Below are 23,251 nucleotides of genomic sequence, written 5' to 3' on the forward strand. Positions count from 1 at the left end.
TAGATCGATACGCAGAGTAATGATTACTCGCCGTGGTCGACAGGTCAAGCTGATCTCAGGGAGAGACGCTCGCCACGCGGGCGACACCACTCGGACGGCTGACCGTCCGTAGGTGATACGGTGCAGGTCAGCCCGGCTGTAACCGGGTGTCCGACGTCCTTTAAGGACCCGTCCAGTGAGGCGGGGAAGGAGGTCCAGCCGTGGCGTCACGTCAACGTGGCGCGACGGATCCGGCCGGGGATCGCGAGATCCTGTCGGCCGGTGACGTCGCGCGCACTGTCGCCCGAATGGCCCATCAGATCATCGAGAAGACCGCTCTCGATGCACCGAGCGCACCCGACGTCGTCTTGATGGGTATTCCCAGCCGGGGAGCCCCTCTCGCGCGCCGTCTGGCCGCTAAGATCGCCGAATTTTCCGGCCGCCGGGTGCACGAAGGCACTCTGGACATCACGCTCTACCGCGACGACCTCCGCCGCGGCCCGACGAGGCCGCTGGAGACGACGAAGCTGCCCGAGGGCGGCATCGACGACAAGCTGGTCGTGCTCGTCGACGACGTGTTGTTCTCCGGCCGCACGATCCGCGCCGCGCTGGATGCGCTCAGAGACCACGGCCGTCCCCGCGCGGTGCAGCTCGCCGTGCTGGTCGACCGCGGCCACCGCGAACTGCCGATCCGCGCGGACTACGTGGGCAAGAACCTCCCGACGTCCAAGAACGAGGACGTCGTGGTCATGCTCGACGAGTTCGACGGCCGCGACGGAGTGGTGCTGAAGTGAAGCACCTGCTCTCCACGGACGGCCTCGACCGCGACCAGGCCATCGCGATCCTCGACACCGCCGACCGCCTGAAGCAGGCGCTGCTCGGCCGCGAGGTCCGCAAGCTGCCGACGTTGCGCGGACGCACCGTGATCACCATGTTCTACGAGAACAGCACCCGGACGCGGGTGTCGTTCGAGATCGCCGGCAAGTGGATGTCCGCCGACGTGATCAACGTCAGCAGCTCCGGTTCCAGCGTCAGCAAGGGCGAGTCGTTGCGGGACACCGCGCTCACCCTGCAGGCCGCCGGCGCGGACTGCGTGATCGTGCGGCACCCGGCGTCCGGTGCGGCCCACCGGCTCGCGGGCTGGCTCAAGCACACGAACACGTCCGTCGTGAACGCGGGCGACGGCATGCACGAGCACCCGACGCAGGCGCTGCTCGACGCCGCCACGTTGCGCGACCGCCTCGGCAGCCTCGACGGCCGCCGCGTCGCGATCGTCGGCGACGTCCTGCACAGCCGCGTGGCGCGGTCGAACGTGCACCTGCTCACCACGCTCGGCGCCGAGGTCACGCTGGTCGCCCCGCCGACCCTGCTGCCCACGGGCGTGGAGAAGTGGCCGGTCACGGTCTCGCACGAGATCGACGCCGAGCTCGCCTCGCAGGACGCCGTGATGTTGCTGCGCGTGCAGGCCGAACGGATGCACGGCGGGTTCTTCCCGAGCGCCCGCGAGTACTCGATCGCCTACGGCCTCAACGAACGCCGCCTGAAGCTGCTGCCCGAGCACGCCGTCGTGCTGCACCCCGGCCCGATGCTGCGCGGCATGGAGATCGCCTCCGTCGTCGCCGACAGCCCGCAGGCCGCCATCACCGAGCAGGTCCGCAACGGTGTCCACGTGCGGATGGCCGTGCTGTACCACTTGCTCGCCCACGAGGAGGAAAACGCGTGAAACCCTTGCTTCTCAAGGGAGTTAGGCCCTACGGCGAGGGGGAACCGATCGATCTGCTGATCCGCGACGGCGTGATCGCAGAGGGCACGGATTCCGATGCCGAAGTGATTGAAGGCAACGGCGCGGTTCTGCTGCCGGGCTTCGTGGACCTGCACACCCATCTGCGTGAGCCGGGTCGCGAAGACACCGAGACCATCGAAACGGGTTCGCGAGCGGCCGCTCTTGGTGGCTACACGGCCGTTTTCGCGATGGCCAACACCGACCCGGTCGCCGACAACGCGGTGATCGTCGAGCACGTCGCCCGCCGAGGCCAGGAGGTCGGCCTGGTCGACGTCCACCCGGTCGGTGCCGTGACCGTCGGGCTCAAGGGCGAGAAGCTCGCCGAGCTCGGCACGATGGCCAACAGCAAGGCGCGAGTCCGGGTCTTCTCGGACGACGGCCACTGCGTGCACGACCCGTTGATCATGCGTCGCGCCCTCGAGTACTCGAAGGCGCTGGGCGCCGTGATCGCCCAGCACGCCGAGGAACCACGCCTCACCATCGGCGCCCAGGCGCACGAGGGCGAGAACGCGTCGCGGCTCGGCCTGCAGGGCTGGCCCGCGGCGGCCGAGGAGTCGATCGTCGCCCGCGACTGCCTGCTCGCGAAGCAGGTCGACGCGAAACTGCACGTCTGCCACGTCAGCACCACCGGCACGGCGGACGTCCTGAAGTGGGCGAAGGCGCGCGGCACCAAGGTGTCCGCCGAGGTCACCCCGCACCACCTGATCCTGACCGACGACCGGCTCTCGACCTACGACCCGGTGAACAAGGTCAACCCGCCGCTGCGCACGCAGTCCGACGTCGACGCGCTGCGGCAGGCGCTCGCGGACGGCACCATCGACTGCGTCGCCACGGACCACGCCCCGCACGCGATCCAGGACAAGGACTGCGAGTGGTCGGCCGCCCGGCCCGGCATGCTCGGCCTGCAGACCGCGCTCGGCATCGTCGTCGAGACGATGGTGAAGACCGGCCTGCTGGACTGGCGCGGGGTCGCGCGGGTGATGAGCGAGAAGCCCGCCGAGATCGCCGGCCTGACCGACCAGGGCCGTCCGATCGCGGTCGGTGAGCCCGCGAACCTCGTGCTGGTCGACCCGGACGCGACGTGGACGGTGAACGGCGCGGAGCTCGCGAGCATCGCGGGCAACACCCCGTTCGAGGGCATGGAGCTGCCCGGCGCGGTGACGGCGACCATCTTGCGTGGCCGGGTCACCGCACTGGCGGGAAGGATTGCCGAATGACCCGCGTACTGCTCGTTGTGCTGGTTTTCGCGTTCTTCGCGCTGTGTGTGTACGGCATGTGGCACGGCTGGAAGCGACGCCAGCGCAAGCAGGCCGACCTGCCCGCGTTCCCCGCGACGCCGTCGAAGCTCGGTGCGGTCTCGCTGGCGACGACGGGCGTCTACATCGGAACGACGAACGCGGGCAACTGGCAGGACCGCATCCAGGTCGGCGACATCGGGTACCGCTCCGAGGCGACGTTGAGCCTGGTGCCGGAAGGCATCGCGATCGACCGGACCGGCGCGTCGCCGATCTTCATCCCCGCCGAGTCCATCCGGGACGCCCGCACCGACCGCGGGCTCGCCGGGAAGGTCATGTTCAGCGAAGAGGGATTGCTGGTGGTCCAGTGGGAAAACCAGGGCCATCTGTTCGACACGGGTTTCCGTGGTGACGACAAAGACGTGTACGAGGAATGGGTAGCAGCTCTAGTGGGAGGCAAGGCGTGACGAACGCGGCATTGGTGCTGGAAGACGGTCGTGTCTTCCGCGGTGAGGCGTACGGAGCGACCGGCGTCTCGCTCGGCGAGGTCGTGTTCTCCACGGCCATGACCGGGTACCAGGAAACCCTGACCGACCCGTCCTACCACCGCCAGATCGTGGTGCAGACCGCGCCGCAGATCGGCAACACCGGCTGGAACGACGAGGACGACGAGTCGTCGAAGATCTGGGTCGCCGGGTACGTGGTCCGCGATCCCGCGCGCACGCCGTCGAACTGGCGGTCCAAGCGCGGTCTGGACGAGGAACTGGCCAACCAGGGCATCGTCGGCATCGCGGGTCTCGACACCCGCACGCTGACCCGCCACATCCGTGAGCAGGGCGCGATGCGGGCCGGGGTGTTCTCCGGCTCCGACCTGTCCGACGACGCGTCGATGGTCGAGCAGGTGAAGGCTTCGGCGCAGATGCTCGGCGCGAACCTCGCGGTCGACGTGACCACGTCGAAGCCGTACGTCGTCGAGGCGATCGGCGAGAAGAAGTTCACCGTCGCGGCGCTCGACCTGGGCATCAAGTCGAACACCCCGCGGATGATGGCGGCGCGCGGCATCGAGGTGCACGTGCTGCCGTTGACCAGCTCGTTCGAGGACATCCTGAAGGTCAGCCCGGACGGGTTGTTCCTGTCGAACGGTCCTGGTGACCCGGCGACGCAGGACCACGCGATCGCGTTGACGCGCGAGGCTTTGGGTCGCAAGCTGCCGCTGTTCGGCATCTGCTTCGGCAACCAGATCCTGGGCCGCGCGGTCGGCCGCGGGACGTACAAGATGCGCTACGGCCACCGCGGCATCAACATCCCGGTGATCGACGTGGCCACCGGCAAGGTCGCCATCACCTCGCAGAACCACGGGTTCGCGCTGGAGGGCACGCCGGGGGAGGAGTTCTCCTCCGAGTTCGGCCGCGCCGTGTTGTCGCACTACTGCCCGAACGACGGCACCGTCGAGGGCGTCCGGTTGCTCGACGCCCCGGCGTTCTCCGTGCAGTACCACCCCGAGGCCGCGGCCGGTCCGCACGACGCCGCGCCCCTGTTCGACGAGTTCGTGACCATGATGAACGGCGGCCGCTGACATGCCCAAACGCGAAGATCTGAAGCACGTTCTGGTCATCGGCTCCGGGCCGATCGTCATCGGTCAGGCTTGCGAGTTCGACTACTCCGGCACTCAGGCGTGCCGGGTGCTGCGGGAGGAGGGCATCAGGGTCAGCCTGGTGAACTCCAACCCGGCGACGATCATGACCGACCCCGAGTTCGCCGACGCCACCTACATCGAGCCGATCACGGCCGAGTTCGTGGAGAAGGTCATCGCGCAGGAACGCCCGGACGCGATCCTGGCGACGCTGGGCGGCCAGACGGCGTTGAACACGGCCATCGCGCTGCACGAGCGCGGGGTGCTGGAGAAGTACAACGTCGAGCTGATCGGCGCGGACATCGACGCCATCCAGCGCGGTGAGGACCGGCAGATCTTCAAGGACCTGGTCCGGGGGATCGGCTCCGAGGTCCCGCGTTCGGCCGTCTGCAAGACGATGGACGAGGTGCGCAAGACCGTCGCCGAGCTGGGCCTGCCGGTCGTCATCCGCCCGTCGTTCACCATGGGCGGCCTCGGTTCCGGCATGGCGCACACCGAGGAGGAGCTGGAGCGCCTCGCGGCCATCGGCCTGGAGGAGTCTCCGGTGACCGAGGTGCTCATCGAGGAGAGCGTGCTCGGGTGGAAGGAGTACGAGCTCGAGCTGATGCGCGACCGCAACGACAACGTGGTCGTCATCTGTTCGATCGAGAACATCGACCCGATGGGTGTGCACACCGGTGACTCGGTGACGGTCGCGCCCGCGATGACGCTGACCGACCGCGAGTACCAGCACATGCGCGACGTCGGCATCCAGGTCATCCGCGAGGTCGGCGTCGACACCGGTGGCTGCAACATCCAGTTCGCCATCCACCCGGACAACGGGCGCATGGTCGTCATCGAGATGAACCCGCGGGTGTCGCGGTCGTCCGCGCTGGCGTCGAAGGCGACCGGCTTCCCGATCGCCAAGATCGCCGCGAAGCTCGCCATCGGGTACACGCTGGACGAGATCACCAACGACATCACGGGGGAGACGCCGGCGTCGTTCGAGCCGACGCTCGACTACGTGGTCGTGAAGGCGCCCCGGTTCGCCTTCGAGAAGTTCCCCGGTGCGGACCCGACGCTGACGACCACGATGAAGTCGGTCGGCGAGGCCATGTCGATCGGCCGCAACTTCGTCGAAGCTCTGGGCAAAGCACTGCGTTCGCTGGAAACGAAATCGGTCGGTTTCTGGACTCAGCCGGACCCGGAGGGCACTACTCTGGAGTCCGTCCTGGAGCAGTTGAAGCGCGGTCATGACGGCCGCCTGTACACGGTCGAGCGTGCTCTCCGTCTTGGTGCGTCCATTGAGGACGTCTACCAGGCCTCGGGGATCGACCCGTGGTTCATCGAGCAGATCGCCTGGCTCGGCACGTTGCGTCGAGAGCTGCTGGAGGCTCCGGTGCTGGACGAGCCGTTGCTGCGCAAGGCGAAGCGCGCTGGTCTGTCCGACCGGCAGATCGCCGTGCTGCGGCCGGAACTCGCCGGTGAGGACGGCGTGCGCTTGCTGCGGCACCGTCTGGGCGTGCGGCCGGTCTACAAGACCGTCGACACGTGCGCGGCGGAGTTCAAGTCCGAGACGCCGTACCACTACTCCGCGTACGAGCTCGACCCCCAGGCCGAGACGGAGGTGGCCGAGCAGCGGGAGAAGCCGAAGGTGCTGATCCTGGGCTCCGGTCCGAACCGCATCGGGCAGGGCATCGAGTTCGACTACTCGTGCGTGCACGCGGCGATGGCGTTGCGGGCGGCCGGGTACGAGACCGTCATGGTCAACTGCAACCCGGAGACGGTGTCGACGGACTACGACACGTCGGACCGCCTGTACTTCGAGCCGCTGACGTTCGAGGACGTGCTGGAGGTCGTGCACTCCGAGCAGCGTTCCGGCACGGTCGCGGGCGTGATCGTGCAGCTCGGCGGTCAGACGCCGCTGGGTCTGGCGCAGCGCCTGGCCGACGCCGGTGTGCCGGTCGTGGGCACGACGCCCGAGGCGATCCACCTCGCCGAGGACCGCGGCCAGTTCGGCAAGGTGCTGACCGACGCCGGTCTGCCCGCGCCGAAGTTCGGCACGGCCACGTCGTTCGACGAGGCGAAGGAGATCGCGGACGAGATCGGCTACCCGGTCCTCGTGCGGCCGTCCTACGTCCTGGGCGGCCGGGGCATGGAGATCGTGTACGACGAGGAGTCGCTGTCGGGCTACATCGCCCGCGCGACCGAGGTGACGCCCGAGCACCCGGTGCTGGTCGACCGGTTCCTCGACGACGCCATCGAGATCGACGTCGACGCGCTGTGCGACGGCGACGAGGTGTTCATCGGCGGTGTGATGGAGCACATCGAGGAAGCCGGTGTGCACTCCGGCGACTCGTCCTGCGCGCTGCCGCCGATCACGCTCGGCGCGTCGGACATCGAGAACGTCCGCCGTTCCACCGAGGCCATCGCGCGCGGCATCGGCGTGAAGGGGCTCCTGAACGTCCAGTACGCCCTCAAGGACGACGTCCTGTACGTCCTGGAGGCGAACCCGCGTGCGTCGCGCACGGTGCCGTTCGTGTCCAAGGCGACCGCGGTCTCGATGGCCAAGGCCGCCTCGCGGGTCATGCTCGGCGCCACGATCGCGGAACTGCGCGCGGAGGGCGTGCTGCCGGCCACTGGCGACGGTGCCCGGCTGCCCGAGCACGCGCCGGTCGCGGTCAAGGAAGCGGTCATGCAGTTCCACCGCTTCCGCACCCCCGAGGGCCACGGCGTGGACTCGTTGCTGGGCCCGGAGATGAAGTCCACCGGCGAGGTCATGGGCATCGACTCGTCGTTCGGCAAGGCGTTCGCGAAGTCGCAGACGGCCTCCTACGGCTCGCTGCCGACGTCCGGCAAGGTCTTCGTGTCGTTCGCGAACCGCGACAAGCGCGCGATGATCTTCCCGGTCAAGCGCCTGGCCGACCTCGGGTTCCAGATCCTGGCGACCGCGGGCACGGCGGAGGTGTTGAAGCGCAACGGGATCGACTGCACCGAGGTGCGCAAGCACTTCGAGGGCGACGGCAACGTCGTCGACATGATCCTGGCCGGCGAGATCGACATGATCTTCAACACGCCGTACGGCAACAGCGGCCCGCGGGTGGACGGGTACGAGATCCGCACCGCCGCTGTGGCGAAGGACATCCCTTGTGTCACCACGATCCAGGGCGCCGCCGCGGCCGTGCACGGCATCGAGGCGCTGATCCGCGGTGACATCGGGGTGCAGCCGCTGCAGGCACTTCAGGCCGCGCTGAGGGGAGACGCGTGACGTTCGGGGACAAGCTCGCGAAAGCCGTTGCGGCGCACGGACCTCTGTGCGTCGGGATCGATCCGCACCCGTCGCTGCTGGACGCCTGGGGCCTGTCCCGGACCGCCGAGGGCCTCGAACGGTTCGCCCTGACGGCCGTGGAGGCGTTCGGCGGCAAGGTGGCGATGGTCAAGCCGCAGGCGGCGTTCTTCGAGGCCTACGGGTCGCGTGGGGTCGCCGTGCTGGAGCGGGTGATCGCGGACCTGCGCGACTCCGGCACGTTGGTGCTGGTGGACGCCAAGCGCGGGGACATCGGCTCGACCATGGCCGCGTACGCCGAGGCGTACCTGGGCGAGGGCTCGCCGCTGGCCGGGGACGCGGTCACGCTGTCGCCGTTCCTCGGCTTCGGGACGCTGCAGCCCGCGCTCGACACGGCGCGGGCGACCGGCCGGGGCGTGTTCGTGCTGGCGCTGACGTCGAACCCGGAGGGTGCCGAGGTCCAGCACGCGGTTGCTCCGGACGGGCGAACGGTGGCGCGGACGATCATCGATTTCGCCACCGCTCGGAATTCCGGCATTTCCCCGTGCGGCGATGTTGGTCTCGTCGTGGGTGCCACGATCGGTGAAACGGATGTGGACCTCTCCGGGTTCAACGGACCGATCCTGGCCCCCGGTTTCGGTGCTCAGGGTGGCTCGGTGGCTGATCTAAAACGCCTCTTCGGGCCCGACATGCGCAACGTCTTTCCGACTTCTTCGCGAGATGTTCTCAGGCATGGCCCGGACGTATCGTCGCTGGTCAGCGCCGTGCGAAGGGTTCAGGAGAGCCTCTAGGGCAGGGGCGCGCCACAACTTTTGGGGTGTGGCGCGCTCACCTGGGGAAACATGTGTTGGTAGGGTCCAGCCCACCGGCTGCCCCGCTGGTCACCGGCCTCATAGCACACCTGGCGTGTGCGACGAGTTGCCGGAGGGCAGTGATCAGGCCGCCGGAGGGTGTTGGTACTACTACCACCCGCCGCATCACTCATGGCCGCTGCAGATTTACCTGACTGGGTCGCGTTGTACTCAGGCAATTGCGGTCGGTATGTTCGCGGCACCGATCCGAAAAGAATCCACACCACGGAGGAAATCGTGGCTCTTCCCCAGCTTACCGAGGAGCAGCGAGCCGCAGCGCTGGAGAAGGCTGCTGCCGCTCGTCGCGCTCGGGCTGAGCTCAAGGAGCGCCTCAAGCGCGGCGGCACGACCCTGACGGACGTGCTCAAGGCCGCCGAGAGCGACGAGGTCCTGGGCAAGATGAAGGTGTCCGCGCTGCTCGAGGCCCTGCCGGGCGTCGGCAAGGTGCGCGCGCAGCAGATCATGGAGCGCCTCGAGATCGCTCCCAGCCGTCGCCTGCGCGGTCTCGGTGACCGTCAGCGCAAGGCCCTGCTCTCCGAGTTCAGCGGAGAGTGATTGGCACCGAGGCGGGAACGGGCGCTGCCCGTTCCCGCCTCACCGTCTTGTCCGGGCCGTCCGGCGTTGGCAAGTCCAGCGTTCTGGCGGAGCTGCGCAGGCAGCAACCCGATGTCTACTTTTCCGTCTCGGCGACCACCAGGAAGCCGAGGCCGGGCGAGGTCGACGGAGTGCACTACCACTTCGTCGACCGCGAGAAGTTCCAGCAGATGGTGGAGGCCGGCGAGTTCCTCGAACACGCCGAGTTCGCCGGCAACTGCTACGGAACCCCTCGCCGGCCCGTCGAAGAAGCTTTGGCCGCGGGCCGTCCCGCGCTCCTGGAGATCGAACTGCAGGGCGCGCGGCAGGTCCGCGTGGCCATGCCCGAAGCCCAGCTGGTCATGCTGATGCCCCCGTCCTGGGAGCACCTGGTCGACCGGCTGACGGGCCGAGGCACCGAACATCCGGACGTCGTCGAACGCCGGCTGGCCATCGCCCGCGAGGAGATGGCGGCCGAAAAGGAGTTCGACGAGGTCGTCGTGAACGCCGACGTGCAGTCGGCCGCGGCCGACTTGCTATCCTTGATGGTCGGACCACGAATTTCAGGAGATTGACGAGTGATCACCCACACCGAGCTCGGTCACCTGACCGGTTCCCCGGAGGGCATCACCAACCCGCCGATCGACGACCTGCTGGAGCAGGTGAGCTCGAAGTACGCGTTGGTGATCTACGCAGCGAAGCGTGCCCGCCAGATCAACGACTACTACGCGCAGCTCGGCGAGGGCCTGCTCGAGTACGTCGGCCCGCTCGTCGAGCCGGGCCCGCGCGAGAAGCCGCTGTCGATCGCGCTCCGGGAGATCCACGCTGGTCTCCTTGAGCACACCGAGGGCGAGTGAGGGGTTAAGACGCGGGAGGCGTGTGTCTGCGGAAAGCGCAGACCGACCGCCTGACCCCGTGTCTTGTGGGGGCCGAGCCCCCACGCCCCACGCCGGGGGCAAGCCCCCGGACCCCCGAGCGGGGTTCTCTTCGTCGAGGCACGGGTGCTCCGGCCCGGTGAGCGGGGTTCCTCCTCGTGAGAGGTGTGCACTCCCGGCCGGTCGTTCCTCACAGGAGAATCTTTGACTTCCGCTTCGCATGACGCTGATGCCCCCATCAAGCCCAAGATCGTTCTTGGGGTTGGCGGGGGCATCGCCGCGTACAAGGCCTGTGAGGTGCTGCGGCGGCTGACCGAGTCAGGTCACTCCGTGCGCGTCATCCCCACCGAGGGCGCGCTGAAGTTCGTGGGTGCCGCGACGTTCGAGGCGCTGTCCGGCGAGGTCGTCTCCGCGGACCCGTTCGACGACGTGCACGAGGTGCCGCACGTCAAGCTCGGGCAGAACGCCGATCTCGTGGTGGTCGCACCGGCCACGGCGAACCTCATCGCGAAGGCCGCGCACGGCCTCGCGGACGACCTGCTGACGAACACCCTGCTGACCGCGCGCTGCCCGGTCCTGCTGGTGCCGGCGATGCACACCGAGATGTGGGAGCACCCGGCCACCCAGCACAACGTGGAGCTGCTGCGCAGCCGCGGTGTGATCGTCGCCGAACCCGCGTCCGGGCGGCTGACCGGCAAGGACACCGGCAAGGGCCGTCTGCCCGAGCCCGCCGAGATCGTCGAACTGGCCCGCCTGCTGCTGGTGCAATCCGACGCTCTCGCGAGGACACTCGAAGGTGTGCACGTCGCGATCTCCGCCGGAGGCACGCGAGAACCACTCGATCCGGTGCGGTTCATCGGCAACCGCTCGTCCGGCAAGCAGGGCTATGCGCTCGCACGGGTGGCCGCCCAGCGCGGCGCGCGGGTGACGTTGGTCGCGGGCAACACCGCGGACCTGGCCACGCCCGCCGGGGTCGACCTGGTCCGGGTCGGCTCGGCGGTGGAGCTGCGCGACGCCATGCACAAGGTCGCGGCGGACGCCGACGTGGTCGTGATGGCCGCGGCGGTGGCCGACTTCCGGCCGGTGTCGCTGACCGGCCACAAGATCAAGAAGACCGACGGTGATCCCGACCCGATCGCGCTGACCAAGAACCCCGACATCCTCGTCGAGCTCGTCTCAGCACGTCGCGCCGGCCAGGTGATCGTCGGGTTCGCGGCGGAGACGGGCGACGAGACCACGTCGGTGCTCGACTACGGCCGCGCCAAGTTGCGGCGCAAGGGCTGCGACCTCCTGGTGGTGAACGCGGTCGGTGCCGGCTTGGCGTTCGAGCAGGAGGACAACGCCGGTTGGCTGCTGTCGCCGGACGGCGCCGAGACGCCTATACCGCACGGGCCGAAAACACAAGTGGCGTCCGCAGTGTGGGACGCGGTTACCGCTCGCTTTACGCAGTCTCAGTAGACTTCGTGCCTAGTCCAACCCGTGAAGAAGGAGTGTCCGTGAGCCAGCACAGCAGCAGGCTGTTCACCAGTGAGTCGGTGACCGAGGGACACCCGGACAAGATCTGCGACGCGATCAGCGACTCGATCCTCGACGCGCTGCTGGCGAAGGACCCGCGCTCGCGTGTCGCGGTGGAGACGATGGTCACGACGGGGCAGGTCCACGTCGCTGGTGAGGTCACCACCGAGGCCTACGCGGACATCCCCACGATCGTCCGCGAGAAGATCCTGGAGATCGGGTACGACTCGTCGGCGAAGGGCTTCGACGGCCACTCGTGCGGCGTGAACGTCGCCATCGGCGCGCAGTCCCCCGACATCGCGCAGGGCGTCGACACCGCGTTCGAGAACCGCGTCGAGGGCGCGGACGACGAGATCGACAAGCAGGGCGCGGGCGACCAGGGCCTGATGTTCGGTTACGCGTGCACCGACACGCCCGAGCTCATGCCGCTGCCGATCGCGCTGGCCCACCGCCTGTCGCGCCGCCTGACCGCGGTCCGCAAGGACGGCACCGTCCCGTACCTGCGTCCGGACGGCAAGACCCAGGTCACCATCGAGTACGCGGGCGACCAGCCGGTGCGCCTCGACACGGTCGTCATCTCCACGCAGCACGCCGATGGCATCGACCTGGAGAAGCTCCTCGGCGTCGACCTCCGCACGCACGTGGTCGCCCCCGAGATCGACGAGCTGGGTCTCGACACCACGAACGTCCGCCTGCTGACCAACCCGACCGGCCGCTTCGTCATCGGCGGCCCGATGGGTGACGCGGGCCTGACCGGCCGCAAGATCATCGTCGACACCTACGGCGGCATGGCCCGCCACGGCGGCGGCGCCTTTTCCGGCAAGGACCCGTCGAAGGTCGACCGCTCCGCCGCGTACGCGATGCGCTGGGTCGCCAAGAACACCGTCGCGGCGGGCCTCGCCACCCGCGTCGAGGTCCAGGTCGCCTACGCCATCGGCAAGGCCGCCCCGGTGGGCCTGTTCGTCGAGACCTTCGGCACCGAGACGGTCGACCCGCAGAAGATCCAGCAGGCCATCACCGAGGTGTTCGACCTCCGGCCCGCCGCGATCATCCGCGACCTCGACCTGCTCCGCCCGATCTACGCTCCGACCGCCGCGTACGGCCACTTCGGCCGCACCGACGTCGACCTGCCCTGGGAGTCGACGGACCGCGCCGACGCCCTGCGCAACGCCGCCGGCGCCTGATCGTCGTTCACCGAACGGCCCGCGTCCCTTCGGGGAGGCGGGCCGTTTCGCGTATTTCGGACGCTCCGCGGGTCTCCGCCCACCGTGGGGGACAACACAACCGGTTTGCACGCGGTGCCGCGGCCGCTCGACGTCGAGCTGCCCCGCCTGCGCTTGGTCGACCGGCTGCGCCAGCGCTGGACCCGTCCGGTCACGCTGGTCGTCGCCGGGCCGGGGTTCGGCAAGACCACCGCCCTGGCCCAAGCCGTCCGCGCGAACCTGCTCGAACCCCGCGGCATCGACGCCTGGGTCACCTGCGGGCCGGACCACGAGGACGCGACCCGGCTCGCACGCGCGATCCTCGACGCTCTAACCGGTGACCCCGGCCAGGAACCCACCGCCCGCGAGGTCCTCGCGGCCCTCTACCGCAAGGCCCCGCTCGACGTCTGCCTGCTGTTCGACGACGTGCACGAGATCCCCGACGGCTCACCGGGGGCGACACTGCTCGAAGCCGTCACCCGCGCCCTGCCCGACACCGCGCACCTGGTGCTGTCCGGCCGGGACGTACCGGCTCTCCGGCTGGCCAGAAGGGAAGCGGCCGGCGAGGTGGCCGCGATCGGAACCGCCGACCTGGCCTTCACCGACGCCGAAACAGCCGCACTGGCCAGGAGGTTCGGCCGCGAGCTCGACGAGGACCTGAACGGCTGGCCCGCCCTCATCAGACTGTCCCTCACCGCCGGCCCCGCCGGTTCGTGGCGATATGCGGCGGAAGAGGTGGTGAGCGGACTCACCGAACGAACCCGCACGGCGTTGGCCGCACTGGTGACATTGGGCTGCGCGACCGAGGAGGAAGCCAGCGCGGTCGCCGGGGCGCCCGCCGGCCTGGAACACCTCGCCAGGTCGGTTCCGCTGGTCACCCGCCTGGACGACGGCAGATACCGCGCCCACGACCTGTGGGCGGGGCTGGTGCCGACAGATCATCTGCGCGCCAGAGCGGTCGAGGTGCTGGTGGCGCGCGGCGAACTGGCCGGAGCCGGACGGGTGGCCTGCCGGGCAGGCGACTGGCACCTGCTCGGCGACCTCGCGATCGAGTTGGTGCGCACCACGCTGTCGGTGCTGCCCCGCACGACCGCCCGGCGCTGGCTGGAGGCGGTTCCGCACCAACATGCCGACGAACCGGCGTTCCTGTTGCTCAAAGCCGCGGTGATGCACGCGAGCGACTTCACCGACCCGTCGATCGACTGCCTGGTGGACCGCGCCTGCGCCAAGATGCTCGAAACAGGCGATCACGACGCGGCGGCGGTGGCACTGGGGCAGGCCGTGATCACGGCGCACTCCAGGGGAGACCTGCCCAGGCTCGCGGTGGTGGCTCAACGGGCGCAACAGCTGACGGCATCGTCACCCGTGCTGAGGCTGTTGCGGCACAGCGTTGCCGGGGTGCTCGCCGAACTGGCGGGCGACCCGGAGGCGGCACTCGTCCACTTCGCCCAGGCACCCACGACCGAGGTGCCGAAGGCGCTGTCGGTGTCCACGACCCGGTTCCACGTCCACTGCCTGTCGATGTGCGGCCGCGGTCAGGACGCCGCCGAGCTCGCCGAACGAATGCTGGACGACGACCTGGCGAGCCATCACGCCGCCGCGGCCCGCTGGTTCGACGGCGAACCTGTCGAGTTCCAGGCGGGAAACGCGGACAGCACCGCGCGAGGTGAGTTCGTCGCGCGCGCTTTGCACACGGTCATCGCCGCGTCGTTCGGTGAGACCACACCCGAAGTGATCGCCGGCCAGGACAATCCGCGCGACGCGGTGCTGGCCTGTGCGGCGCAAGCGGCGGTGGCCGTCGTGCGCGGTGAGGAGGACCTGGCCCGCGACATCTACGAACAGCACCTGGCGCGGTGGCCCGCCGACATCAAGCTCGCCGAGCGGCACCTGCGCCGATTCCTGACGTTGGGCTACGTGCTCAGCGACGAGCTCAGAGAGCGGTGGGACAACACGGATCTGGGCCCGTCGCACCACAAGGCACGAGCGGCCGCACGCGCGTTCATCAACGCCAGGAACGGAGATCCCCGCACGGACCTGCCGGAAGCGCACGCTCTCTGCTTCCTCCCGCTGCCGTGGTCGGCGGAGCTCGCCACCCGCCTGGCCGCGACGGGCAGGACGAAACTGGGCACCTGGCTGGCGGAACGGGTCGGTCCGGCGGCGCACCGCCGGTTCCGCGAACTCGCCCGCGACCCGGACCTCGCCGGCGGCGCCCTCAAACTGCTCGCTACCGTGCCCACGCCGCCGGACCACCCGATCGGCATCGAGGTGCTCGGGCCGATGCGCGTCACCCGCAACGGTGTCGCGACGGACGCTCCCGAACTGCGCCGCGCACGGGTCCGTCAGCTGCTGGGCCTGCTCGTGCTGCGACCGGTGCTCAACCGGGACCAGGCGATGGACCTGCTGTGGCCCGAACTCGATCCCGCCAGCGCCGCGCGGAACCTGCGCGTGACGATGACTCACCTCAGACGGCTCCTGGAACCCGAACGCGCCGGCGGCGAGGCCAGCTACTGCCTGCGCAGCGACGGCGACACGATTCGTCTCGTCCGCAGCGACGTGCTGAGCGTGGACCTGTGGTCGTTCCAGGAGCTCAGCGACGCGGATCGGCTCGACGAGGCGGTCGCGCTGTGGCGTGGGGAACCGCTCGCCGAGCTGATGGACCTGTGCGAGGCAGAGATCGCGCAGATCAGGGCCAGGCACGTGCACAACCTGCTGGCGTTGGGCGAACTGCGGCTCGTCACCGCGGATCCGGCCCAGGCGGGGCGGCTGGCCGACCGCGCGCTGGCGCTGGAACCGTTCGAGCCGCGCGGTCACCGGCTCGCGCTCGCGGCCGCGCTGCGCGCACGGAATCCACAAAGGACTGTGCGGACCCGTGCGCGCGTGCTGGACTCGTTGCGGCAGCTCGGGGTACGCCCCGATCCCGCCACGGAGATCCTGCTGCGGCAGTCGGTCAGCAGCTGACCTGGACCTCCGTGGACGCCGTGCAGAAGTCGAAGCCGGCCTCACCGTCGCCCGCGTCGCCCTCCAGGTGGGCGTTGCCGGACAGCAGGTCCATTCCGTCGCCGCCGCGCATCCGGTCGTCGCCGGGTTCGCCGTAGACCGTGTCGTGGTCGGGCCCGCCCTGGACCCTGTCGTTGCCCGCGCCGGCACAGATCAGGTCGTTGCCAGCGCCGCCGTGGAGCTCGTCGTCGCCGCCGAGACCGATGATGATGTCGTCGCCGCCCATGCCCCAGATGACGTCCGGCCCAGGGGTGCCGACGATCACGTCAGGGCCGACGCCGCCGAAGGTCACCAGCCCGGGCTTTTCGACCTCGATCGTGGGCACGGCGTTGTAGCAGTCGGCGGGCGTGGGTCTGTTCTGGAACTCCGGCGGGACCTCGTCGGCGGCCGCGACACCGGCGGTGCACAGGCCGATGGTGAGCGCCGCGGCGGCAATGCTGAGTTTCATGGTTGTCCTCCCCTTGTCCGTGTGGTGCGTACGGAAGAAGAGTCACAACGGTGCGTTGCCCGAGCGCTAACCAGAGCGCGCCAGGTCGCGTTCCACGGTCGGAACGGGTGCGCCGATCTCAGCACGGATCGCCGCCGCCTCCGTTCGCAGTGACCGGTTCTGCGTGACGCCCGCCAACGCCTCCAGCACACTGGCTTGGCGCCAGCGGTCACCGAGTTCGCGGTGCAGCGTGAGGCTGCGTTCCAGCAACGACCGCGCGGTGCCGGGGTTGCCGGTGCCGTGCTCGACGACGCCGAGCAGGTTGAGTGCCCAGGCGATGCCCTCCTTGAACTCCAGTTCACCGAACGTGTCCAGCGCTTCGTCCAGCAGTTCGCGCGCCTTCGCCGCGTCGCCCCGGTACCAGGCGACGGCGCCGAGGTACGCGAGCGACGACGTGGCGCCACGTCGATCACCCAGTTGTCGCAGTGACTTCAGTGATGCCTGAAGGTCGGCCTCGGCGATGTCGAGGTCACCAGCGAGCCAGGACGTGGCACCGGCGAGCTGACGGGCGTAGACGGCATCCACCGGGTTCGACGCGCGCGCAGCTTCTTGATAGTGGTGCAGCGCCGTTTCGTAGTTGCCGCGTTCCCGTGCGACCGAGCCCAGCAGCCGGTGCAGCCTTCCGGCGAGGGCGGGGTCGGTCTCCAGCCCGTCCCGAGCGTAGCGCACGGCCTCGGCGTAGTCGCATTCCAGCAACGCCAGTGCTGCTGCTGAAGCCAAAGCCTTGCCGCGCAACGGTCCTGAGCCTCTCAGCGCGATGTTCAGCCACTGCCGGCCTTCGCGATAGTTGCCCGCACGGTGCCAATATCGTTGCAGCGCAACGACAAGACGAAGGATCTTGTCCGCGTCACCTGATGAGGTGAACCAGTCCATGGTGCGCTGGAGGTTGGCGTGCTCCACGCGTAACTCGTTGAGCAGCGTGCCGGTTGGGTCGGCCTCAGCGCGTTCGGCCAGACATAAGAAGAAGTCCGCCGCACGGGCGTGTGCACTCGACTGCTGTTCCATCGCGAACGCGTGCACGGTCTCCAGCATCGAGAAACGGGTTTCGCCCGCGACACGGGAGACCCGCACGAGCGATTTGGCGACGAGGCCCGTCAGTGCGTCGAGCGAGCTGGCCAGTGCTTCGACGAGGTCTGCCGGGAAACCTCCCGCGCACACCGCGAGATCGGCGAACAGCGTCCGTTCCGAGGACGTCAGCAGGTCGTGGCTCCAGGCGATGGCGGCGTGCAGCGGTCCCAGCAGGCCGAACCTGTCGCGCAGCCGGCGCACGATCTGGGCCGGGGTGAGGACGGAGGTGCGGGCGGCGGCCAGTTCCAACGCCAGCGGCAGGCCGTCCAGCGCGGCGCAGAGCTGGGCGATCGCCGGTGCGTCCGCGTCGGTGTAGGAGTGCGCGGCGCGGTCCAGGAACAGCCGCACGGCGTCGTAGGCGGCCAGTTCGGTCAGGGAGCGTGGGACGTCCGGGTCGGGCACGGCGAGCGGCGGGATCGGGTAGACGGCCTCGCCCGGCACTTTAAGGGGTTCACGGCTCGTGGCGAGCACACGGAGTCTCGGGTGCGCGGTGGCGAACGCGGCGCACTGGGCGCGCAGGTGTTCGCAGTTGTCCAGCACTACCAAGGTGTTGCCGAGAGTGCTGAGCTCGCGTGTGGTGATGGTGAACGCTGCCGCGACCGCGTCGTCGACGTTGTTCGCCGAGGTCAGATCGACCACTGTGGAGGACGGCGTGACGTGCTGGGCGAGCCGGGACTTGCCGCAGCCGGCCGGGCCGGTGAGCGTCACGAGCCGCGTCTTGTCCAGCAGCCGCACGACGTCCTGGGTCTCGCGCTGCCGTCCGACCAGACCGGCGTTCTCGTCCGACGGGGGACACGTGAGGGCTTGAGCTTCGATCGCGCGCAAGCCTGGTCCGGGGTCAACGCCGAGTTCTTGCACGAGCACGGTGCGGGCTCGTCGGACCGTGCTCAACGCGTCCGCGCGTCGGCCGCCACGTAGTTGTGCGTCGGCGAGCAGCTCCCAGAAGCGTTCTCTGAGCGGATGGCTGACGACGAGCCGTTCGAGCTGGGCGGCCGCGGTTCCGTAGGCGCCGCGGCCGATTTCCTGCTGTGCCAGCGCTTCTTCGGTGCAAAGGCGTGCTTCGTGCAGCCGGGTGATCTCGGCGGATGCCCATTCGGAGACGTCGCAGTCGGCGAGGGGATCGCCGCGCCACAGCGTGAGTGCCGCACGGGGTGAGGGCGCGCGCTCGAAGCGTGTCACGTCCACGCGTGATGGATCGATCCGCAACGCATAGCCCGTGCTGGTGGTGACCAGGACGTCGGTGAGCCCGATTGCCGCCAACGCCGAACGAACGCGCGCGATGTGGCTGTGCAGCGTGCGCAACGCCGTGGGTGGAGGCTCGGTGCCCCACAACGCGTCGATGAGACGCGTTGCGGGGAGCACCGAGGGTGCGCGCATCGCCAGCAGCGCCAGGAGGGAGCGCTGGCGCGTACCGGCGAGGCGCAGCACGCCGCCTGGCCCGGTGACTTCAAGGGGCCCGAGCAGGCGGACGTCCAAAACCTCCACGAACGAGCGGATGTCTCATGGCCAACCCTGATACATCGCACGAGCGAACTCACTGAACGCACATGTCGTACAAACCCTCCGTGCACGTGTCGTTGCCGCCGAGGCCGTACATCTTGTTGGGCCAGGCGTTGCCGCTCAACGTGTCGTCACCCGCGGTTCCGTAGACGTCCTGCACGTTCTTGACCTCGTCGGTCTCGCCCGGCCTGGTCGCGGTGCCCGCCGCCAGGTCGATGGTCATGCCCTCGACGTGATCGCTGAAATCGGCGCGGTCGCGCATGTTCAGCTTGGCTCCGTCGATCTTGTCGTTGCCGTAGCCGCCCTGCAGGACGTTGCCGCCCGCGTCGGTCGAGGGCTCGTCCAGCACGTCGTCGCCGTCACCGCCGTAGAGGTGGTCCGGTCCGGTGCCGCCGCTCATCGTGTCGTCGCCGTCACCGCCCTGGAGCGTGTCGGCGCCGGAACCGCCCTGCAACGAGTCGTCGCCGTCGCCACCGTGCTGTTCGGTGGGCACGGCGCTGTCGTAGAGCACTGTGTCGTTGCGGTTGCCCAGGTAGATGACGACCTTCTGCACTTGCGCGCAGTGGACGCGTGAGGCCGACAGGCGCGTGCATCCGGTACCGGCCCGCATCGTGCCGGCATCGCTGATGGTGGTGCCGGAGACGTGGATCTGGCTGGCGCGGGCAGGCGCCCCGGTGACGACGAGCCTGCCGGCCTCGACCCGCGCGGTGGTCACGGGCTCCGGTGCGGCGGTGGTTCCAGACGCGGCGAGGGCTGCTGCGACGACGAGTTGAAGCATCTGAGTCCCCCTTGAAGACGTTGTGCACGTGAGTACGCGGGAGCTGTTGTGGATCGGTTGTGGCGACCGCATCCGGGACACAACCGCGCGGGTCTCTCCTTCTCGGCGTCACTGAAGTGGGAAGGGGAGGAAGACCATGAGAACCGGCATGGCAGCTCTGCTCGGCGTCGTGATGGCGCTGACGGCGATGCCGCTGACCACAGCGGCCGCCCAGGAGGAACCGGAGCAGGAGATCATCGTCAAGTTCCGCGAGGGCGCGTCGCGATCCGACGCGCTGGAGAAGTCGCGGACGAGGGCCGTCGCGGACGCCGTCGACGGCGCCGAGGTGCTCGCCTCCCGCGACGCCGCGGAGTCGATCCGGGTGCTGATGGCGCGCGGTGACGTCGAGTACGCCGAGCCGAACATCGTCCTGGAGTCGACGGCCGTGCCGAACGACCCGCTGTGGCCGCAGCAGTGGCACTACTGGGAGCAGCCGGGTGGCATCGACCTGTCGCAGGCGTGGGACCAGGGGCCGTCCGGACTGGGCCAGCGGGTCGCGGTGATCGACACCGGCCGCACCTGGCACCCCGATCTGACCGCCAACTACCTCGGTGGCTACGACTTCATCAGCAACGCCGGGTTCGCCAAGGACGGCAACGGCCGCGACGCCAACCCGATGGACCAGGGCGACTGGCGGCTCGCCGGGCAGTGCGGTGCCGGTTCGGCGGCACGGCCGTCGAGCTGGCACGGGCTGCACGTCGCGGGCACCGTGGCGGCGTTGCGCAACAACGCGACCGGTGGCACGGGCGTCGCGCCGTCGGCCAAGGTTGTGCCGGTGCGCGTGCTCGGCACGTGCGGTGGCACGCTGGCCGACATCGCGGCGGGCATCCTGTGGGCGGCCGGTGGGGCTGTGGCCGGCGTTCCGGCGAACCCGCACCCGGCGAAGATCCTGAACCTGTCGCTCGGCGGCCCGTCGGCCAACTGCCCGCCGATGTTGCAGAACGTGCTCAACACGGTGCGCAACACGCACGGAGCCACCGTCATCGTCGCGGCGGGCAACGACAACGTGAACGCCGCGGGCTTCACCCCGGCGAACTGCGGTGGCGTGATCACCACGGCGGCCACCGACCGGCAGACGAACAAGACGTCGTACTCGAACTTCGGCGCGACCGTCGAGATCTGCGCGCCGGGTGGCGAGACGTCACCCCTGGCGGCGAACGGTGTGCTGTCGACGTTGAACAGCGGCGCGACCGTGCCGGCCGCCTCGATCTACAAGCACTACCAGGGCACCAGCATGGCGTCCCCGCACGTCGCCGGTGTGGTGGCGTTGATGCAACACGCTCGGGTGCAGCAGGGCAAGGCGATGTTCACCCCCGCGCAGGCGTGGTTCTACCTGAAGGCCAAGCCGCACGCCGTCGCTGGTCAGTGCGGAAAGGGCAGGCTGGACGCTCGTGCGAGTGTCGCTGCCGCGATCGCCGCGCCCTGAGTGTGAGTGTGAACGAGGCCCCGGTGAATCCGGGGCCTTTGTTCATCCGCGGGTCTGTTCCGCGACACGTCCAGAGACTAGAAACTCCTCTCATGTCGCTCTCTCGTCGTGGGTTCATGGCTGCCGTCGCTGCTGCTGGTGCCGGCACGTTGCTGCCACCGTCGGTGTACGCCGCGTTGGCCCGTGAGCCTCGTGCGGGAGGGTTGCGCGCGATCAAGCACGTCGTGCTGTTGATGCAGGAGAACCGTTCGTTCGACCACTACTACGGAACCCTTCGTGGCGTGCGCGGGTTCTCCGACCGCAACGCGTTGAAGGGTGTGTTCAACCAGTCGGGCGTGCTGCCGTTCCCGGTGCGTGAGGCGGCGTCCGGGCGCGACATCCACTACATCGGCGACCTGGACCACAGCTGGAACGGCGGGCACTCGGCGTTGCGCGGCGGGTGGAACGACAACTGGGTGCCGGCGAAGACCGCGGCGACGATGGCGTTCTACACGCGGCAGGACATCCCGTTCCACTACGAACTGGCGGACACCTTCACGCTGTGCGACGCGTACCACTGTTCGGTGCCGTCTTCTACATCGCCGAACCGGAACTACTGGGTGTCCGGGTACACCGGGTTCGAGCCTTCTGGTGCTCGTGCGACCGGCAACGCGGCCTACAGCGAGGACACCCACACCGGGTACACGTGGAAGACGTATCCCGAACGCCTTGAGGCGGCGGGGAAGTCGTGGCGCGTGTACCAGGAGTGGGACAACTTCCAGGACAACAACCTGGAGTTCTACGTGCGGTTCAAGGAGATCGCGCGCAAGGTGTTGCCCGCCGGGTTCAAGTCCCTGGACAAGCTGTACGGGACCGGCGACCCCGCGCTGATCGGTTCCATCGATCTGTCCCGGTTGTCCGCCGCCGAGAAGTCCTTGTACGAGCGGGGATTGCACCGCGTCCAGCCGGGTGGGCTGGGCGAGGCGTTCCGGGCCGACGTGAACGCCGGTCGGTTGCCCGCCGTCTCCTACCTGGTTCCGTCCTCTGTGGACTCCGAGCACCCCGGCGCGTCGTCGCCCGCCGCGTCCGCCTCGATCACCTACCAGGTGCTCGACGCGTTGGCCTCCAACCAGGACGTGTGGGAGTCGACCGTCCTGTTCATCACCTACGACGAGAACGACGGCTTCTACGACCACGTGCCGCCGCCGCGCCCGCCGTTGTCGGTGACTGATGAGTACGTGGGTGACCGGCCGTTGGGGCTCGGCGCGCGCGTGCCGATGACCGTCGTCTCGCCGTGGTCCGTTGGCGGTTACGTGTGTTCGCAGGTGTTCGACCACACGTCCATGACGCAGTTCCTGGAGCGGTGGACCGGCGTGCGTTCGGAGGAGATCTCCGCGTGGCGCCGGACCGTCACGGGTGACCTGACCTCGGCGTTCGACTTCGACCGGCGCCGCACGTGGCCCGAGGTGGGCGAGCCCGCCGCCGTGCCGCCCGCTTCCCCGCGCTGGCGTCCCGCGCCCCCATCGTCGCAGAAGATGCCCGAGCAGGAGGCCGGACGGCGGCGTGCGCGCGCTCTGCCGTACCAGCCTGACGCGTCGTTGCGCGGCTCTACGTTGGAGATGTCTAACTCCGGGTCTGCCTCCGCGCACTTCGCGCTGTACCCGTACTCGGGGCAGTTCGCGGTGCCGCAGCACTTCGACGTTGCCTCGTCTACCTCTCTTGAGGTCGCCGGTGACCACGATCTGGTGTTGCTCGGCCCTAACGGTTTCCGCCGTGAGTTCGCCGGCTCGTCTTCTGACCGTGCGCGAGTGTCGTCGTCGGTGCGCGGATACAGCCGTGTGCTCACGCTGACGTTCGAGAACACTGGGACGACGCGTCTGACGTTCGTGCTGGGGCGGCGGCGATACCCGGTGAGACCAGGACATCGGCACGTGATCCCGTGGCTCACCGTCATGAACTCGGGCTGGTACGACCTGACGGTGACGGTGGAGGAGGAACCGCGGTTCCGCCGTCGCCTGTGCGGTCACATCGAGAACGGTCAAGAGTCGATCTCCGGCTAACGTGTG

General features: G+C 69.1%; 18 protein-coding genes. 15 read left to right on the forward strand and 3 right to left on the reverse strand.

Going from position 1 to position 23,251, the window contains the following annotated elements:
* Positions 1–200: 200 nt before the first annotated feature.
* From pyrR to G7043_RS17700, 13 genes are all read left to right on the forward strand, one after another.
* Complete coding sequence (gene pyrR, locus G7043_RS17640; RefSeq protein WP_166046743.1) at positions 201–773, forward strand: bifunctional pyr operon transcriptional regulator/uracil phosphoribosyltransferase PyrR; 573 nt, start codon at positions 201–203, stop codon at positions 771–773.
* Positions 770–1,702: an aspartate carbamoyltransferase catalytic subunit gene (locus G7043_RS17645; RefSeq protein ID WP_166046744.1), complete on the forward strand. Its 933-nt coding sequence runs from the start codon at positions 770–772 to the stop codon at positions 1,700–1,702. The genes pyrR and G7043_RS17645 overlap by 4 nt, the downstream gene beginning before the upstream one ends.
* On the forward strand, positions 1,699–2,979 hold the full coding sequence (locus G7043_RS17650; RefSeq protein ID WP_166046745.1) for a dihydroorotase: 1,281 nt from the start codon (positions 1,699–1,701) through the stop codon (positions 2,977–2,979). The genes G7043_RS17645 and G7043_RS17650 overlap by 4 nt, the downstream gene beginning before the upstream one ends.
* On the forward strand, positions 2,976–3,464 hold the full coding sequence (locus G7043_RS17655; protein WP_166046746.1) for a PH-like domain-containing protein: 489 nt from the start codon (positions 2,976–2,978) through the stop codon (positions 3,462–3,464). The genes G7043_RS17650 and G7043_RS17655 overlap by 4 nt, the downstream gene beginning before the upstream one ends.
* Positions 3,431–4,573: a glutamine-hydrolyzing carbamoyl-phosphate synthase small subunit gene (carA, locus tag G7043_RS17660; RefSeq protein WP_166046747.1), complete on the forward strand. Its 1,143-nt coding sequence runs from the start codon at positions 3,431–3,433 to the stop codon at positions 4,571–4,573. The genes G7043_RS17655 and carA overlap by 34 nt, the downstream gene beginning before the upstream one ends.
* Before the next feature lies 1 nt (position 4,574).
* A complete protein-coding gene (gene carB / locus G7043_RS17665; protein WP_166046748.1) occupies positions 4,575–7,877 on the forward strand; it encodes a carbamoyl-phosphate synthase large subunit in 3,303 nt (1,100 codons plus the stop codon).
* On the forward strand, positions 7,874–8,686 hold the full coding sequence (pyrF, locus tag G7043_RS17670) for an orotidine-5'-phosphate decarboxylase (RefSeq protein WP_166046749.1): 813 nt from the start codon (positions 7,874–7,876) through the stop codon (positions 8,684–8,686). Before carB ends, pyrF begins: the two co-directional genes overlap by 4 nt.
* A gap of 297 nt (positions 8,687–8,983) precedes the next feature.
* Positions 8,984–9,301 carry an integration host factor, actinobacterial type gene (gene mihF, locus G7043_RS17675; RefSeq protein ID WP_030471603.1) on the forward strand — a complete coding sequence of 106 codons (318 nt, stop codon included), beginning with the start codon at positions 8,984–8,986 and terminating at the stop codon, positions 9,299–9,301.
* Positions 9,298–9,894, forward strand: coding sequence for a guanylate kinase (gmk, locus tag G7043_RS17680; RefSeq protein ID WP_390827286.1), 597 nt, complete (start codon positions 9,298–9,300; stop codon positions 9,892–9,894). Before mihF ends, gmk begins: the two co-directional genes overlap by 4 nt.
* Positions 9,895–9,897: 3 nt before the next feature.
* Positions 9,898–10,176: a DNA-directed RNA polymerase subunit omega gene (gene rpoZ, locus G7043_RS17685; protein WP_045313812.1), complete on the forward strand. Its 279-nt coding sequence runs from the start codon at positions 9,898–9,900 to the stop codon at positions 10,174–10,176.
* A gap of 222 nt (positions 10,177–10,398) precedes the next feature.
* Positions 10,399–11,652, forward strand: coding sequence for a bifunctional phosphopantothenoylcysteine decarboxylase/phosphopantothenate--cysteine ligase CoaBC (coaBC, locus tag G7043_RS17690; RefSeq protein ID WP_207311282.1), 1,254 nt, complete (start codon positions 10,399–10,401; stop codon positions 11,650–11,652).
* A gap of 38 nt (positions 11,653–11,690) precedes the next feature.
* Complete coding sequence (gene metK, locus G7043_RS17695; protein ID WP_166046750.1) at positions 11,691–12,893, forward strand: methionine adenosyltransferase; 1,203 nt, start codon at positions 11,691–11,693, stop codon at positions 12,891–12,893.
* 84 nt (positions 12,894–12,977) lie between these two features.
* The gene (locus G7043_RS17700) at positions 12,978–15,869 is read left to right on the forward strand and encodes a hypothetical protein (protein ID WP_166046751.1); all 2,892 of its coding nucleotides are present in this window, start codon (positions 12,978–12,980) and stop codon (positions 15,867–15,869) included.
* Here the strand turns inward: G7043_RS17700 and G7043_RS17705 are convergent.
* The 3 genes from G7043_RS17705 to G7043_RS17715 form a co-directional block, all read right to left on the reverse strand.
* On the reverse strand, positions 15,859–16,356 hold the full coding sequence (locus G7043_RS17705) for a calcium-binding protein (protein ID WP_166046752.1): 498 nt from the start codon (positions 16,354–16,356) through the stop codon (positions 15,859–15,861). The two genes, G7043_RS17700 and G7043_RS17705, sit on opposite strands and share 11 nt — an antisense overlap.
* A 66-nt stretch (positions 16,357–16,422) precedes the next feature.
* Entirely contained in the window at positions 16,423–18,948 is a 2,526-nt protein-coding gene (locus tag G7043_RS17710; protein ID WP_166046753.1) for an AfsR/SARP family transcriptional regulator, read from the reverse strand.
* Between the two features lie 49 nt (positions 18,949–18,997).
* The gene (locus G7043_RS17715; protein ID WP_166046754.1) at positions 18,998–19,741 is read right to left on the reverse strand and encodes a hypothetical protein; all 744 of its coding nucleotides are present in this window, start codon (positions 19,739–19,741) and stop codon (positions 18,998–19,000) included.
* A 136-nt stretch (positions 19,742–19,877) separates the two neighbouring features.
* On the opposite strand from G7043_RS17715, the gene G7043_RS17720 reads away from it, so the two are divergent.
* Both G7043_RS17720 and G7043_RS17725 read left to right on the forward strand, forming a co-directional pair.
* Positions 19,878–21,206, forward strand: a complete 1,329-nt coding sequence (locus G7043_RS17720) for a S8 family peptidase (RefSeq protein ID WP_166046755.1) — start codon at positions 19,878–19,880, stop codon at positions 21,204–21,206.
* 92 nt (positions 21,207–21,298) lie between these two features.
* On the forward strand, positions 21,299–23,245 hold the full coding sequence (locus G7043_RS17725; RefSeq protein WP_166046756.1) for a phosphocholine-specific phospholipase C: 1,947 nt from the start codon (positions 21,299–21,301) through the stop codon (positions 23,243–23,245).
* The last annotated feature ends 6 nt before the right edge of the window (positions 23,246–23,251 follow it).

The sequence above is a fragment of the Lentzea alba genome (assembly GCF_011067745.1).
Classification (GTDB): domain Bacteria; phylum Actinomycetota; class Actinomycetes; order Mycobacteriales; family Pseudonocardiaceae; genus Lentzea; species Lentzea alba.

What these genes read in the sequence shown, in the direction of transcription:
- G7043_RS17655 (WP_166046746.1), top strand. Translation starts at nt 2,976, where the DNA reads ATGACCCGCGTACTGCTCGTTGTGCTGGTTTTCGCGTTCTTCGCGCTG.
- carA (WP_166046747.1), top strand. Translation starts at nt 3,431, where the DNA reads ATGGGTAGCAGCTCTAGTGGGAGGCAAGGCGTGACGAACGCGGCATTG.
- carB (WP_166046748.1), top strand. Translation starts at nt 4,575, where the DNA reads ATGCCCAAACGCGAAGATCTGAAGCACGTTCTGGTCATCGGCTCCGGG.
- G7043_RS17705 (WP_166046752.1), bottom strand. Translation starts at nt 16,356, where the DNA reads ATGAAACTCAGCATTGCCGCCGCGGCGCTCACCATCGGCCTGTGCACC.
- G7043_RS17715 (WP_166046754.1), bottom strand. Translation starts at nt 19,741, where the DNA reads ATGCTTCAACTCGTCGTCGCAGCAGCCCTCGCCGCGTCTGGAACCACC.
- G7043_RS17720 (WP_166046755.1), top strand. Translation starts at nt 19,878, where the DNA reads ATGAGAACCGGCATGGCAGCTCTGCTCGGCGTCGTGATGGCGCTGACG.
- G7043_RS17725 (WP_166046756.1), top strand. Translation starts at nt 21,299, where the DNA reads ATGTCGCTCTCTCGTCGTGGGTTCATGGCTGCCGTCGCTGCTGCTGGT.